The 14,478-nt window shown below is 70.5% G+C and carries 11 protein-coding genes; 9 read left to right on the top strand and 2 right to left on the bottom strand.

The genetic code is table 11. The annotated features are described in order from the left end of the window. Positions 1–980 precede the first annotated feature (980 nt). A complete protein-coding gene (locus amrb99_RS22650) occupies positions 981–2,003 on the bottom strand; it encodes a DNA methyltransferase (RefSeq protein ID WP_190859237.1) in 1,023 nt (340 codons plus the stop codon). Further along, the gene (locus amrb99_RS22655; protein ID WP_190859239.1) at positions 2,000–2,911 is read right to left on the bottom strand and encodes a DNA methyltransferase; all 912 of its coding nucleotides are present in this window, start codon (positions 2,909–2,911) and stop codon (positions 2,000–2,002) included. The genes amrb99_RS22650 and amrb99_RS22655 overlap by 4 nt, the downstream gene beginning before the upstream one ends. Before the next feature lie 569 nt (positions 2,912–3,480). Between amrb99_RS22655 and amrb99_RS22660 the strand changes: the two genes are divergently transcribed. The 9 genes from amrb99_RS22660 (at position 3,481) to amrb99_RS22700 (ending at position 14,317) form a co-directional block, all read left to right on the top strand. Further along, positions 3,481–4,374 (top strand): hypothetical protein, encoded by an 894-nt coding sequence (locus tag amrb99_RS22660; protein WP_190859241.1) that lies wholly within the window; start codon positions 3,481–3,483, stop codon positions 4,372–4,374. A gap of 218 nt (positions 4,375–4,592) precedes the next feature. Beyond that, positions 4,593–5,015 carry a pilin gene (locus amrb99_RS22665; RefSeq protein ID WP_206700065.1) on the top strand — a complete coding sequence of 141 codons (423 nt, stop codon included), beginning with the start codon at positions 4,593–4,595 and terminating at the stop codon, positions 5,013–5,015. A 2-nt stretch (positions 5,016–5,017) separates the two neighbouring features. Continuing rightward, positions 5,018–6,727: a hypothetical protein gene (locus amrb99_RS22670; protein WP_190859243.1), complete on the top strand. Its 1,710-nt coding sequence runs from the start codon at positions 5,018–5,020 to the stop codon at positions 6,725–6,727. Next, positions 6,724–7,707 carry a PrgI family protein gene (locus amrb99_RS22675; protein WP_190859245.1) on the top strand — a complete coding sequence of 328 codons (984 nt, stop codon included), beginning with the start codon at positions 6,724–6,726 and terminating at the stop codon, positions 7,705–7,707. The genes amrb99_RS22670 and amrb99_RS22675 overlap by 4 nt, the downstream gene beginning before the upstream one ends. Beyond that, positions 7,704–8,135, top strand: a complete 432-nt coding sequence (locus tag amrb99_RS22680; protein ID WP_190859247.1) for a hypothetical protein — start codon at positions 7,704–7,706, stop codon at positions 8,133–8,135. The genes amrb99_RS22675 and amrb99_RS22680 overlap by 4 nt, the downstream gene beginning before the upstream one ends. After that, entirely contained in the window at positions 8,132–9,961 is a 1,830-nt protein-coding gene (locus amrb99_RS22685) for an ATP-binding protein (RefSeq protein WP_241755809.1), read from the top strand. Before amrb99_RS22680 ends, amrb99_RS22685 begins: the two co-directional genes overlap by 4 nt. Before the next feature lie 2 nt (positions 9,962–9,963). Continuing rightward, the gene (locus tag amrb99_RS22690) at positions 9,964–12,405 is read left to right on the top strand and encodes a type IV secretion system DNA-binding domain-containing protein (RefSeq protein ID WP_241755824.1); all 2,442 of its coding nucleotides are present in this window, start codon (positions 9,964–9,966) and stop codon (positions 12,403–12,405) included. Beyond that, the gene (locus amrb99_RS22695; RefSeq protein WP_190859251.1) at positions 12,402–13,313 is read left to right on the top strand and encodes a replication-relaxation family protein; all 912 of its coding nucleotides are present in this window, start codon (positions 12,402–12,404) and stop codon (positions 13,311–13,313) included. The genes amrb99_RS22690 and amrb99_RS22695 overlap by 4 nt, the downstream gene beginning before the upstream one ends. Continuing rightward, positions 13,304–14,317: a bifunctional lytic transglycosylase/C40 family peptidase gene (locus tag amrb99_RS22700; RefSeq protein ID WP_194737070.1), complete on the top strand. Its 1,014-nt coding sequence runs from the start codon at positions 13,304–13,306 to the stop codon at positions 14,315–14,317. The genes amrb99_RS22695 and amrb99_RS22700 overlap by 10 nt, the downstream gene beginning before the upstream one ends. Positions 14,318–14,478: the final 161 nt, after the last annotated feature.

Raw genomic sequence — 14,478 nt, forward strand, 5'->3', positions numbered from 1 at the left:
GCGGCGGGTACCGATCCAGATCGCAGTTGAGCCGGTCGGCGATGGCCTGATAGCCGAGACGCTCAGTGACGCGGGTCTCGAAAATTGTCTGCACGACCGGGCCGCGCGCCGGGTCGGGAACCAGGACATGCTTGGTGGCTCCCTGCTCACGGCGGGCGGCGACCGGGTGAGGGACCTTGTGCGCCAGATATCCGTACGGAGGCCGTCCGACGTTGAAGCCTTGCTCGGTGTGGACTTCGAACCCGCCCCAGGCCTTCTCCAGCATCTCCAGGACGTACCACTCGGCCACGCCCTGCTTCACCCGTCGCGTGAGCACCTGGGAGGAGCGTTTCCCGTTCAGGGTGATCGGTTCGTCGGACGCCCACAGCGGGATCCCGACCTTCTCCAGGGTGTTCTCGATCTGGGTGCCGACGTAGGTTCGCCGCGCGATCCGGTCGACCGACTCGCAGATCACCGCGTCGAACCGCCGATCGGCCCGGGCCGCTTCCGACAGCAGGTCTTGAATGCCGCCATCGCGCGGAACCGGAATGTCGAACCGCTCGTGCCCGCGTCCGAACCCGCGGGCGGCGAGGTCCTTGCGTCCGGACTCGATGTCGTAGAAGTGCGCGACGATCACGGCGCGTCCCGGAAGGGATGTGTGCAGGGCGGTCTGGCTGTTGGCGAGTTGGCGTGGAAGCGACAGTGTCGGGTCCTGTTTGTCTTCGGTCGAGGTCCGGCCCGCGAACGCGACCTTGAGCGGACCGTCCAGCCGAAATCCTCCGCCAGGTCCGGTCAGTCCTGCGGATCGGCCGCTGTGGATTCCCCGGGTGAAGACGTCGAGCGGGATCGGGCTGTGTGTCTGGTCCGCCATTGCAGTACCTCCTTGATCGCCAGTGCCTGGGCCCGAGTGATTTGCTTCTGGACCGGCGGAGGCGCAATGAGCATCCGCCAGACCAACTCGGGGGCCACACCCGCTTCTCGGGTGCGCCTGCCCGAACCGCTCACCGGTGCCCCCGTCGCCGGGTGGTGGTGACGGTGGGGTAGGCGGTCGGCCGGTTCGGATAGGACGGCACACCTTCACCGTGAAGATCAAGCCCAGCTACCTCGTTCGGTGAAGCCACCGTCCGGGTTCGGGCCTGGAACACCAGCAGGTCCTCATGGGCCGTGGCCAAGGCTGGGATGCCGTTGTCGCGGAGGCGGCGGGCTTCGATCATCTGGAAGAACGAGGCGCGGGTGACGATCCGTCCGTCGCGGAGTCCGCACAGCAGGGCGGCGAACCTGTCGACCAGGATCAGGCCGTTGTCTTCGGCGGTGGTGATGACCTGGCCCGGCAGGTCGACGAGTTCGCCAGCGACGCGGAAGGGGCGGACGGTGACCGCGATGACTCCGCCGGGGCGCAGGAGGGCTGCACATCCGGCGAGGATCTGCCCGAACCCGGTGACGAGTTCGGCGGTCGGACGGTGGGCGAGGTTGCGGCGGTCGGTGGAGTAGCGGTTGTGGGACTTGTCGATCTTTCTGCCGCCGTTGTCTCGACCGGTTCGCACCTGCCCATGGGTGGTCGCTCCGTAGGGAGGCGAGGTCACCACGAGTGCGGCAGTGTCCGTCCGCTCGGCGAGAGCGGTGGCGATGTTGCGAGCGTCGCCGTGCACGACCTGCCCGGTGCCGGTCGCTCCTTGGGTGCGGGCGTGGCGGAGGTTTCCGGCGGCCATCTCCGCGAAGCGCGCCTCGTACTCCATGCCGGCGGCGTCGCGTCCCTGGTGGACGGCTTCGACCAGGGTGGTGCCGATGCCGCACATCGGGTCGACAATCAGGTCGCCGGGCTCGGTGTAGGTGGCGATGACCTGGGCGGCGATCGCGGGAAGCATCTTGGCCGGGTGCGCCATCGACTCGGGCGTGTAACGGCCCTTGCGCTGGAGACGCGAGGGCCGCTGGCCGGTGAGCAGCACGGAGGTGAACACACGGCTATTCACGCCGGTGTTCATGTTCACGCCCGTGTTCATGCCGGTGTTCATGTTCGTGTTCATCGGGCGCCTCCCTGACCGTTGCCGGGCCGAGTCAGCAGGCAGACGTCGGCGTGGACACGTGCGGCCGGTGGCAGGGCACGAGAGCGGATGTCGCGGAGTTGGCCGAGGTCGCCGGGGCCAGCCTGGACGAGAAGGGTGTCTCCTTCAACCGGGACGCGCACGGCGATGACGTGCTGGCTGTAGCGGAACCCGGCGGTGCGCGCCTGCCGGATGATCGCCGGTGCCGGGTCGACGAGGCGTCCCTGGTGGTGGCGGGCGGTGGTGACGACCGCCAGATGTCCGCCCGGCCGGAGCAGGCGGAACGCGGCGGGCAGGAACGAGCGGGCTTGGAAGGCGCTGTCGGTCAGCACGTCGGACAGGCAGGCCGGGCACCCGCGACGGGCTTGACCGGTTCTCGTCCCGGTGTCGGTCGCGGTGGCGCCGGGCGTCGGCGGTGCCGCGATCACCAGGGAGACCTGGCCGAGGTGGTCGGCGATACCGCGGTGCATCTGGTCGGCGCGGCAAGGACGCATCTTCACCCGTTCGAGGTGTTCGAGCGGCAGTACGGCGCGGAGTTGGGTGCCGATGTGGCGGGCGAGAGGGAAGTGCGGGACGCAGGCGATGGCCCGCCGGTCGAGGTGCGCGGCGGCATGGAGGGTGGCGTTGTTGGCGGTGAACGCCTCGGCGACCAGGTCTCCCTCCTGGGTCGTGCTGGTGATGAGGTGGCGGGCCAGCGCGGTGCTGATGCTCGCGCGGTGCCGGTCGCAGGTACGGACCCGTGCGGCGCGGTGCACCGGTCCTTGACGCTGTTGGCCGTCGTGACGGAAGGGCTGGTCGGTGGTGTCGTCGGGGCAGAGCCAGACGGTCAGTGGCAGGAACTGCCGCGCGGGAATCGCCGGTGTCGGCTTGGGCTGGTCGGTGTTGGTCATGCTGGGTGACCCGTGATGGTCGCCCGGTCCCCTGTCACTAAGTAAGAGACCCGTCGCGTGCGGACCTTGGACAACCGGCGCCTCCGGCGAACCACTGGACGGGGTCGCAGCCGACGAGGTGCACCGCCGCCTGGATCGGCCGACGGTCTCCCGTGAACGCGATAGATGGAAAAGGGAAAGCCCCTGAACACTCGCCGGCGTGTGAACAGGCCGCAGAGAGGTCGAGGACCAAAAGGGAGCGATCCGGGCAGTGGAGGGGTACCGCAAGAGGGCGGCGAAGGGTTTTGATCTTCCTTTCCCCGTTCACACGCCGGCCTGGCGTCCATGCAGGTCAGAGGCGTTTCGCGCACTTGTCGATCTTTGACCGGGCGAATCCACCTCTCCTGTACTCACGGTCCGCGCATCGCGTCCATGCAGGTCACAGTGATTTTCAGCGGATCATGAACAGATTGGGTGCCGGTTCGGCTGTGCGTCCACGCCGAGGGACGGCCGAGAAGTGTCCATGATCTGTCCATGGCGTCTGTGGAGATGTCGGTGTCCGATCCGGAACCGATCACTCGGGGGTCTTCATGCACACTGCCAGCCTCTTCACCGCCGCCGCCGCCCGGCCGACCAGCGGCCCGGCCCTTGGCAAGGCGTCGCGTTCACGCGGCCGCGCAGACATCGCCGACCGCCAGTGCGACCGCCGCACCGCGCTGGAGACCGCGCACGCGCTGAACGCCGCGGAGCGCAGCTTCGCCGCGCTGGTGCAGGGGCCGGCGCCGTTGACGGTGGACGGCGCCGCGCTCGGGCACGGGCTGCCCGCCCGCCCGATCGATCTGCTGGAACTGCGGGCGATCCTGCTGCACCCGGCGACGCCCTGCGACACCCGCGACCATGTGTGGAGGGACCTGGTCACGCGGGCCCGCCGCCACGGCGCCGACTGGATCATCGGATGCGTGGGCGTCGCACTGCCGGGGTTGAAGGCGGTCGTACGTGACCGGCTCGTCTACCTGGACAGCGACTCCGAGGTCGGTACCGCGCGGATCGCCGGGGACCTGGTGACCGCGTTCTTCCACGCGCTGCTGCGCGCGGATCTGAACCGGCCGAAGGTCGCGCAGCGGCTGGTGTCGCAGTCAGCCCAGAACGTGGTGCGCACCTACCGGCCCAAGGTGCGGACGGTGCCGGTCGACCCGTACACCATGGCCGAACTGGACCCGTCGGCCGCCTCGGCCGGCGGGCACCCGGAGATGCTGCTGGACTCGGCGGTGCGCCAGGGCGTCATCACGGCGCCCGACGCCGAGATCATCGCCGTGACCCGGCTGGAGAAGGTGCCCCCAGCGGAGCTGGCCGAACGCCTGGGCACCTCCTACGAGGCACTGATGAAGCGCCGTCGCCGCGCCGAGATGCGGCTGGTCGAGGCGGTGAAGGACAACGGGCTGCGCGACGACATCGAGTACCTGATGTCCACAACCGGGGTCTGAGGGGTCCCTTCCTTGTTGAGAGGAACCGCAGGGGCGAGGACGGGTCGCGGGCCGGATGTTCACCCGGTCCCCACGTCCGACCATCCGCCGAGTGCCCTTGAAGGAGGACACCCGCACGGCCCGACCCCGTCTTCGCCCCGCGGTTTCCCTCACCACCCGCAGCGCGCCGTTCCCGCGCCTGCTGCGTCCCGCATCGTGCTCGCGCTTGGAGGGCTCTGGTGAGCATCCGCCCCTTGTCCGATCTCGTTCCGTCCCGCTTGCCGCGTTGTCGGCTCCGTGTGAGCCGGGCGCGTCTGGTCGTCGCCGTCCTGACCGGTTGCGCCGGTTTGCTGCTGTCGTGCTCGGTGGTCGTGGTCACGGTCACCGCGGTCGCGCAGGCCAGTGCCGAACCGGCCGTGCTGGCCGGCAACGCGCGGCTCGATCAGGTGATCGGCAATCTCCGTAATGTCATCGTCGGGTTGCTGGTCGCGCTGGCCACGCTGTTCGCCACGATCGGCGGTGTCCGCTACCTGCTGGCCGGGGGTGATCCCAGCGAGGCCGAGGCGGGGAAACGGACCCTGCGCAACGCGGCGATCGGATACGGGATCGCGGCTCTCGCTCCGGTCTTGGTGCAGATCCTCCAGTACATCGTCGGGTCCTGAGCGTGCGCGCCTTCCCAGTGAAGGGCTCGCGCTGGCTGGTCCTGCTCGGTGTCATGGCACTCGCCGGGGTCTGCGTGCTGAGCGTGGCGTCACGCGCCGACGCGGCGGAGCCTCCGCCGAGCCCGTCGCCCGCACCGGCGCCCAGCACCACCCCGCCTGCGACGCCGTCCGTAGTCCCGAGCGAGACGCCGTCCATCTCGCCGAGTGGCACCGACACCGGCGACGGCGACGGGACTTCGACCGGAGGGGACGGCAAGGACGAGTGCGGCTGGATCGATGTCGGTTGCAAGACCAAGCAGGCCATCACCGGCTGGTTTCAGGCCCTGGCCAGCGGGGCTCTGAAGCCGGTGATGGGCACGCTGGCGGCGACGCAGTTCTCCACGCCCGAGATCGGGTCGGGGCCGATGAAGCGGGCCGAGCAGATCTGGGGCACGTCGCTGGCGATCGCCGACACCTGCTTCGTGCTGCTGGTGACGCTCGCCGGCGTGCTGCTGATGGCCGGTCAGAGCGTCGCGGGCGAGACCTCGCCCGGCCCGGTCATCAGGCGCCTGGTACTGGCGTTCCTCGCGATGAACACCAGCCTGATCTGGATCGGCTACGGCATCCAGTTCGCCAACGGCCTCGCCTCGGCGATCCTGATGAACGGCACCGACAAGATCGACCCGGACCAGGCCGGACGAGTGCTGGCCGAGGGCATCGAGGCGTCCATCAACACCGGCGGCGCCTTCTACACGATCGTCTCCCTGATCATCGTGGTCCTGGCGACGATCCTGCTGTTCGGCTACGTGATGCGCCTGGCGATCACCATGGTCCTGGTCGGCCTGGCACCGGTCGCGCTGATGTTCCACGCCCTCGCGCTGACCGAGGGCCTTGCGCGGCTCTGGTGGCGCGGGATCTCCGGCACGTTGGCGATCCAGGTCTGCCAATCGTTCGTGTTCATCACCGCTGTGCAGTTGCTGTTGTCGCAGCACGGTGACAACAACCACTTCTTCATCGGTGTCCCGACCGAGCGGGCCGAACTGATCGACCTGCTGCTGGTCATCGCACTCCTGTACATGCTGATCCGCATCCCGCGGTGGGTCGCCCGGACGGTGTGGCAGCCCGCGCAGCCGCGCATGCTCCGCCAACTCGTCCGGACGCTGCTGGTCTACAAGGTGTTCGGCGCCGTCAACAAAGCCGCCGGCCAAGTCCTTCGGAGCGGGAAGTCCACGCGGACCGCGGCGGGGAGCACGAGTGGTGGCCGCCGTCCGGGGCCCGGCGGTGGAGAACATCGGCGCCCCGGCCCGCACGGTGGACCCCATGGCGGTCCGAACGGCCCGCGCGGGGGTCCCGGTCCCCAACCGGATCGCGGTAGCGCCCAGGGCGGCCGTCCCGACGAACGGCCCGGCCCCGACCGCCCGCACCGGCGCCGCCCCGGCGCCAACCCGGCGCCCCGCACCGCCCCGCACACGGCAGGACGTACGGGCACCGGCACGCCGCATAGGCCCGGCCATGACACGGCGCCAGGGACGAACCCCCCGCGCCGCCCGTCCGGGATACCCGGCCCCGCCCGGACACCCGGCGGCGGCCCCGCCCGGCCACGACCGCCCGTCCCGCCGCAGCCACCCGCACGCCCCTACCGACGCACCGACCGTCCCCGCCGCCCGGCGCCGCGCGCGTTCGTGCGTCTTGATCCGCCACGCCAACGCCGTCACGGCAGGAGAAACCGTTGAACGACGACTACGAGCCGCTGTCGGCCCGCATCCCCGCCGACATCGAGCAACCCGACAAGATCATGTACGGGCTCACCGGCCGCCAGCTCGCCATCCTCGGCACCACCGCCCTGGTGACGGTCACGGTCTTCACGGCCGCCGCGCCCGTCCTGCCCGTCCCGATCGTCGCGGGACTCTGCTTTCCGCTGGTGGCGGCCGGATGCTCGATGGCGCTCGGCCGCCGCGACGGCATGGGCCTGGACCGGTTCGCGCTCGCCGCCCTCGACCACCTGCGCCGCCGCCGAACCCTGGTCGCCGCACCCGAAGGCGTGGCGCCACCTCCGGCGTGGTGCCGGGTACGCGGCACGCTGCCCGGGCCGCTGCGGTTCCCGGTCCGCGCCATCCGCCAAGACGGCGTCATGGACCTGGACGGCGGCGCAACCGCCGCACTCGTCCGGGCGGGAACCATCTCGCTGGGGCTGCGCACCGCCGCCGAACAGACCGCCCTGGTCGGGTTCTTCGGACGGTGGCTCAACTCCCTGGAATCCCCAGTGCAAATCGTCGTCCAGGCCCGCCCCGTCGACCTCTCCGAACTCACCGACCGGGTAAGCGAGGCAGCCGCCGACCTTCCGCATCCGGCGTTGCGGCGAGCCGCCGAAGGCCACGCCGCCTACCTCGACGAGCTGGGCGCCTCCCGGAACCTGCTGACGCGCGAAGTGCTCATCGTCCTGCGCGACCAGCCCATGCACGCCACACCAGGCGCCGGACGAAGGGGCCGGGGGCGGGCACGCGAGGCCGGCGCCGCGATCGTCGCACGCCGCGCCATCGACACCGTCCGCACCCTGACCGGCTTCGGGCTCAGCGCCCAGGCCATGGACGCAGACGAATGCGTCCGCGTGCTTTCCGAAGCGCTCTCGCCCAGCGAGACACGCCCCGTCCCGTCCGCCGACCTCGACCAGCCCATCACCGTCCACGACACGACCGAGGAGCCTCAGCCATGACGCGATTCCACCGCCGCCCCCACCACAATTCGACCGACCCGACCGACCTGGTCGCCGGGCTCCGCATGGGCGCCCAAGGATTCTGCGGCGAAATCGCCGCGGTCGATCTGCTGATCGCCCACCGCTTCTGGCTCACCCGCGACGACTTCCTCGAACGCTTCATCCACACCGGGCCCGTTCCGTTGGACAGCGTCGAGCCCGCCTTGGCGTGGGTGAGGTGGACCGCCGCCGCCACCGCCTTCGATTCGGGACGGCTGGCGTGCTCGTCCGGGGAGGCCGCCGTCCTGGATATCGCCATCGCCCTGGCGACCGGCCGCCGGTTCCCCACCTCCGCACTGAGCAGTCTCGACCGCGACAACTTCGCCAAGGTCCTCACCGCGATCGTCCGCGCGGGCGGCCACAAGAACGTCCAAGTGGAGATCCGATGACCACAACGCATCGTTCACCACTTCGCGCGGTCTTCTCGCTGATGGCCGGCGCCGCGCCGACTTCCGCCCAAGACGGCGACGCCCAGGAAGCCACCACCGATCTGGGTAACCTGCTCGCGCCGTCCGCGCTGCGCATCAACGCCTCGTCCTTGGAACTACCCGAGGGCAATTGCGCCTCGTTCGCGATCGCCGGATACCCGCGCGAGGTCGGTGCCGGCTGGCTGGAGCCGCTGCTCACCTATCCCGGCCGCCTCGACGTCTCGCTTCACATCGAGCCGATCCCGCCGATCGTGGCCGCGCAACGCCTGCGTCGACAGCTCGCGCGGCTAGAGTCCAGCGCACGCGCGAACGCCGAGGCCGGCCGGCTGGCCGACTTCAACGTCGAGGCCGCCGCCGACGACGCCGCCGAGTTGGCCGCCTCACTCGCCAGAGGGCACGGCCGCCTCTTCCGCGTCGGGCTCTACCTCACCGTCCACGCCCTCGACGCCGAGGAACTGGACGCCGAGGTTCAGCAGGTGCGGGCGCTGGCCGGGTCGCTGCTGCTCGATGCCCAGCCCACGACGTTCCGCGCCTTGCAGGGCTGGACGACCACACTTCCGCTCGGCGTCGATGCAATCCGGCAGCGCCGGACCTTCGACACCCAGGCGTTGGCCGCCTCGTTCCCGTTCGCCTCACCCGACCTCAACGCCCCCGCCGGATCCACCGGCGTGCTCTACGGGGTGAACGTCGCCAGCTCCGGCGTGGTCGTCTGGGACCGGTTCGCCCAGGACAACCACAACTCCGTCGTCCTAGCCCGATCAGGGGCCGGCAAGAGCTACTTCACCAAGCTCGAGGCCCTGCGCCTGCTCTATCACGGGGTCGAGGTGTCGGTAATCGACCCCGAAGACGAGTACCGAGCCCTGGCCGAGACCACCGGCGGCACCCACCTCGCCCTCGGCGCGAAAGGGGTCGCGTTCAACCCATTCGACCTGCCCACCGACCAGGGCGACGACACACTGATCCGCCGCGCGCTGTTCACCCAGACCCTCGTCGCCGCCATGCTCGGCGAACCGCTGAAGCCGTCCGCGCGGCCCGTCCTGGACCGCGCGGTACTGGCCGCCTACGCAGCCAAGGACATCAACAGCGACCCGACCACCTGGACACGCCCCGCGCCGCTGCTGGCCGACCTCGTCGAACAACTCGCCATCAGCTCCCACCCGGACGGCGTGGAGATCGCCGACCGCCTCGCTCCCTACGTCGCGGGGTCCTACAAGGAACTGTTCGCGCAGGCGACGACGACCCGGCCCGACGGGCATCTGGTGGTGTTCTCACTGCGCGACCTGCCCGAAGAGGTCAAGTCGGTCGGGGTGCTGCTGGCGCTGGACGCGATCTGGCGCAAGGTCGCCAACCCCGCCGACCGCAAGCCCCGTCTCGTCATCGTCGACGAGGCATGGATGCTGATGAACCAAGCCGAAGGCGCCCGCTTCCTCTACCGGCTCGCCAAGTCCGCACGCAAGCACTGGGCCGGGCTGACCGTCGTCACCCAGGACGCCGCCGACCTCCTCGCATCCGACCTTGGCCGCGCCGTCGTCGCCAACTCCGCGACCCAGATCCTGCTCCGCCAGGCACCCCAGGCCATCACCGCCGTCGGCGACGCGTTCGGCCTGTCCGACGGCGAGCGCGCATATCTCCTGTCCGCGGAACGCGGCGAGGGCCTCCTCTGCGGGGGAAACGCCGGCGACCGGGCAGCCTTCGCCGCCATCTCCTCACCCGAAGAACACCAGGTCATCACGACGAACCCCGCCGAACTGCTCGACCACCACGACGGAGAGGACGACCCGCTGTGACCATGCTCCAGGACGTCCCGCACTGGACCCGCATCTTCGACCAAGCCGGACAGATCCCCGCGCTCGTCGCACACTACGGCCCGGCCACCGCTTTTGCCGCAGGATCGGCCACCGTCGCTGTTCAGGCAATGTCGGCGCTGGTGCGGCGCTGGCAGAACCGGCGGTTCGGCCACGACGCACGCCTGATCACGGTATCGGTGCCGCCGCAGGTCGACCCGGCCAGCGCGCCTGCCTGGTGGGCCCACCAGGCAGGCTTGCTCGCCCCCGCGTGGAAACGCTGGCTCTTCGGCCAGCCGCACCTTGCGTTCGAATACGTCGCCGACGCCTCCGGAGTCCACTTCCAGATCTGGGTGCCCGGGACGGTACCGCCCGGCATGGTCGAGGAGACGATCCGAGCCGCCTGGCCGGGCGGCACCACCACAACCCAACCGGCCGCACCTCCCATCCCCTTGGGCGCGGCAACAGCCGGGGGCCGTCTCGCGCTGTCTCGAGTGGACTCACACCCGCTCAAGACCGACCACCACACCGACCCGATCCGCTCTCTCCTCGGCGCGATGTCGGGGCTCTGTGCAGACCAGTACGCCGCCGTCCAGATCCTTGCCCGCCCGGTCACCGGCCGTCGTCTCGCCCGTGCCCACCGCGTCGCCTCCCAACTCAAGGGCGGGAACCCGGCCTCGTCACGGGGGTTCTTCTTCGACCTGCTCACGCCCGGTCTACGCACCGGCGGCCCGCAATCTGGCACCGTCCAGGCCAGTTCGCACCCCGAGCGCGCCGAGCAGGTCCGCGCGATCCTGGCCAAGGCGACGCAACCGCGCTTCGAGGTCGACATCCGGTACGCCGTGGGATCGTCCAACACCGAACACGCGAGAAAATGGCTGCGCGGACGCGCTCACGCCATCGCCTCAATCGCCGCGCTCTACGCCTCCGGCCACCAGCACCTCCGCCGCCGCAGACTCCACCACCCCGCCGCAGCCTTGGACGATCGGCAGCTCGGACGCGGCTACCTGCTCGGCGCCGCCGAGTTGGCCGTGCTCGCGCACCTGCCACTGGACGCCGACGCCCCCGCCATCACCCGCGCAGGCGCCCGACCGGTGCCGCCCTCACCCGACGTCCCCACCGGCCCCGACGCCGTCAACGGCCCCGCACGGCTGCTGGGTGACGCCGACGCCGGTCACCGGCGCCCGGTCGCGGTCCCGGTCGTCGGCGGGCGCCAGCACCTGCATGTCCTGGGCCAGACCGGCGTCGGGAAATCAACCCTGCTCGCCTCGCTGGTGCTGGCCGACGCCCGCGACGGTCGAGGCGCCCTGGTCATCGATCCCAAAGGTGATCTCATCGCCGACGTCTTGGACCGGCTCCCGGCTCGGATGGCGGGCCGGACGGTGGTGTTCGACCCCTCCGACCCAGCGCCGCCGCCCTCGGTCGGCATCTTGTCCGGCCCCGACCCGGCGTTCGCCGTCGACTCGGTCGTCTCCATCTTCCATCGCTGTTTCCGCTCCTCCTGGGGCCCGCGGCTGGACGACCTGCTGCGTTCGGCCTGCCTGAGCCTCATGCACGCCCACGGCCCCCGCGCCACCCTCGCCCAAATTCCGCAACTGCTCACCGACACAGCCTTCCGCGCCCGCGTCGTCAGCCGTCTGAAAGACGACCTGTTGCAAGGGTTCTGGGCCGGCTACGACGAGCTGTCACCCGCGGGCAGGGCGGCCGCGATCGGGCCCGTGATGAACAAGCTCCGCGCCGTCCTGCTCCGCCCGTTCGTCCACCAAGCACTCTCCGCCACCGGTTCCACCGTCGACCTGGCCCGCCACCTCGACCACGGCGGCCTCGTCCTTGCACGCCTACCCAAAGGCGTCCTCGGCGAGGACGCCGCCCGCCTCCTGGGATCCCTCCTGCTCGCCCACACCTGGCAAGGGATCACCCGCCGCGCCGATCTACCCGAGCACGAACGTCCGGACTCGGCCGCCTACATCGACGAATGCCACAACTTCCTCAACTTGCCCGGCTCGGTCTCCGACATCCTCGCCGAGGCCCGCGGCTACCGGCTCTCACTCGTCCTGGCCCACCAACACCTCTCGCAGTTGCCCAAGGACCTGCGCGACGCCGTCTCCGCCGACGCCCGCAACAAGATCTACTTCGCCACCTCACCCGAAGACGCCGCAGACCTCGCCCGACACGCCGGCCCCGTCCTGTCCGCACACGACCTCGCCCACCTCGGCGCCTACCAAGCCGCCGCACGCCTCGTCACCGCCGGCCAGCCAACCGGGGCTTTCACCTTCCGCACCCGCCCACTCCGCGACCCGATCCCCGGCCGCGCCGACCACATCCGCGCCGCATCACGCCGACGCTTCACACCACGCACCCTCGCCACCAAACCCGCCACCGCAACGGCGGAGGCTCTCGACCCGCGCGCCCAACACCTCACCACCCAGGAGGACCAGCCGCAGTGAAGCAGGCCATCCGCCACCGCCGAGCACCCGCCACACCCCGACGCGCCGCACCCGACTTGTTCCTCGAACTGCGCGGCCGCCTCACCGACCGCGACCGCGCCATCCTGAATCTCGTCTGGGAACACCGCGTCCTGACCACGCACCAGATAGCCGCGATCTTCTTCACCACACCCGGCAAGGCCCGCGACCGCCTCCTGCAACTGTTCCGTCTCCAAGCCCTCGAACGCTTCCAGCCCTGGGTCCCCGTCGGCGCCGCGCCCTACCACTGGGTCCTCGGCCCGCTCGGCGCGCAATGCCTCGCCGCCTTCAACGACACCACCGTCGCCGCGCTCGGCTACCGCCGCGCCACCGCCCTGCAGATCAGCCACTCCCGCCATCTGGCCCACCAGGTCGGCGTCAACGAATTCTTCACCCAACTCCACACCCACGCCCGCCGCGCTTCCGGCGCCCACCTCGACACGTGGTGGCCCGAACGCCGCTGCACCCAACTGTGGGGCGACCTCGTCCGCCCCGACGCCTACGGCCGCTGGACCGAGACCGGCCCCCCACACCAGGAGCTGACGACGGTCGACTTCTTCCTCGAACACGACACCGGCAGCGTCACCCTCGCCAAGGTCGCCGCCAAAATCAACGGCTACAACGCCCTCGCCGAGGCAACCGGCATCACCACACCCGTCCTGTTCTGGCTCCCCAGCACCCGCCGCGAAACCAACCTCCGCGCACTACTGGGAACACCACCGGTCCCCGTCGCCACCGCCGTCCACACACCCGCCAACGGCCCCGCCGGGACCGTGTGGCTACCGGCCGGACAGGACGGTCCCCGCCGCCGCTTGGCCGACCTGGCGACCACACCAGCGCCCGCATCCGAGGCCCGTACCGACAGCACGGAGGACGCCGGTTGCCGATAGTCGCGTTCCTGGTCGCCCTCGGCGTCCTGGTGGTCGTCCTCATCGGCGCCGTCACCGGCTCGACGCCCCAACCCGATGCCTGCGAGTCACAGGTCGCCGGCCCGCCGGTCGCCGGCATTCCCGCCACCTACCTCGCCCTCTACCGCAAGGCCGGAGCCGACTACGGCATCCCGTGGGAGATCCTCGCCGCCGTCGGAGCCGTCGAGTCCGACCATGGCCGCTCCCACGGGGCCGGCATCCACTCCGGCGAGAACAGCGCGGGCGCCGGAGGTCCCATGCAGTTCCTATCCGGCACATGGAAAACGTACGGCGTCGACGGCAACCACGACCGCAGAAAGAACCGCTACGACCCCGCAGACGCCATCCCCGCCACCGCCAACTACCTCCGCCACAACGGCGCACCACCCAAGATGCGCGCCGCCCTGTTCACCTACAACCACAGCAACGCCTACGTCGACGACGTCCTCAACCGCGCCCACGCCTACAAGCTCGCATCCACCACCAGCGCATCACCCGCGCCGATCCCGGCCGCCCAGTGCGCCGAGTCAGCCGCGATCATCGCCCCCAACGCCACCATCGCAAAGATCATCGCCTTCGCCATGGCTCAACGCGGCAAGCCCTACGTCTTCGGCGCCGCCGGGCCCAACGCATGGGACTGCTCCAGCCTCGTCCAAGCCGCCTACGCAGCCGCCGGGCTCACCATCCCACGCACCACCTTCGCCCAGTGGCCCTTCGGCGTCCAGATCCCCAACGACAATGCCCAGCCCGGTGACCTGGTCTTCTTCAACTCCGGCCCCGGCACCTCCACCACCACACCAGGCCATGTCGGCCTCGTCATCGGACACGGCCAAATGATCGCCGCCCGCTGCTCCACCTGCCACCCGGCCATCGGCGTCGAGACCTACCACCGCCCCGACTGGATCGGCACCACCCGGCCCCTCCTCCGCGTGACAAGCACCTCCAACCGAGACCAGCCCCTCCCTGGCAATGGCCACCAGCCCTGAAGCAGCCACGTCATCGGGCGCCCGGCTCGAGAGAGCCCGAGTCCGGGCGGGACGGCCGCCACCTTCCCAGCCGGCCTTCTCGTGGGCCCGGCCGTCGCCCCAGACGATCTTGCCGCCGCGCCGAAAAGGTTCCACTGCCGGGGGAACACAGCGGCGAGGTC

The organism is Actinomadura sp. RB99, from assembly GCF_014706005.1.
Lineage (GTDB): Bacteria > Actinomycetota > Actinomycetes > Streptosporangiales > Streptosporangiaceae > Spirillospora.

Excerpts from the sequence above, each read along its gene's own strand:
- amrb99_RS22680 (WP_190859247.1), top strand. The coding sequence starts at position 7,704 with ATGACGCGATTCCACCGCCGCCCCCACCACAATTCGACCGACCCGACC.
- amrb99_RS22685 (WP_241755809.1), top strand. The coding sequence starts at position 8,132 with ATGACCACAACGCATCGTTCACCACTTCGCGCGGTCTTCTCGCTGATG.
- amrb99_RS22660 (WP_190859241.1), top strand. The coding sequence starts at position 3,481 with ATGCACACTGCCAGCCTCTTCACCGCCGCCGCCGCCCGGCCGACCAGC.
- amrb99_RS22655 (WP_190859239.1), bottom strand. The coding sequence starts at position 2,911 with ATGACCAACACCGACCAGCCCAAGCCGACACCGGCGATTCCCGCGCGG.
- amrb99_RS22690 (WP_241755824.1), top strand. The coding sequence starts at position 9,964 with ATGCTCCAGGACGTCCCGCACTGGACCCGCATCTTCGACCAAGCCGGA.
- amrb99_RS22650 (WP_190859237.1), bottom strand. The coding sequence starts at position 2,003 with ATGAACACGAACATGAACACCGGCATGAACACGGGCGTGAACATGAAC.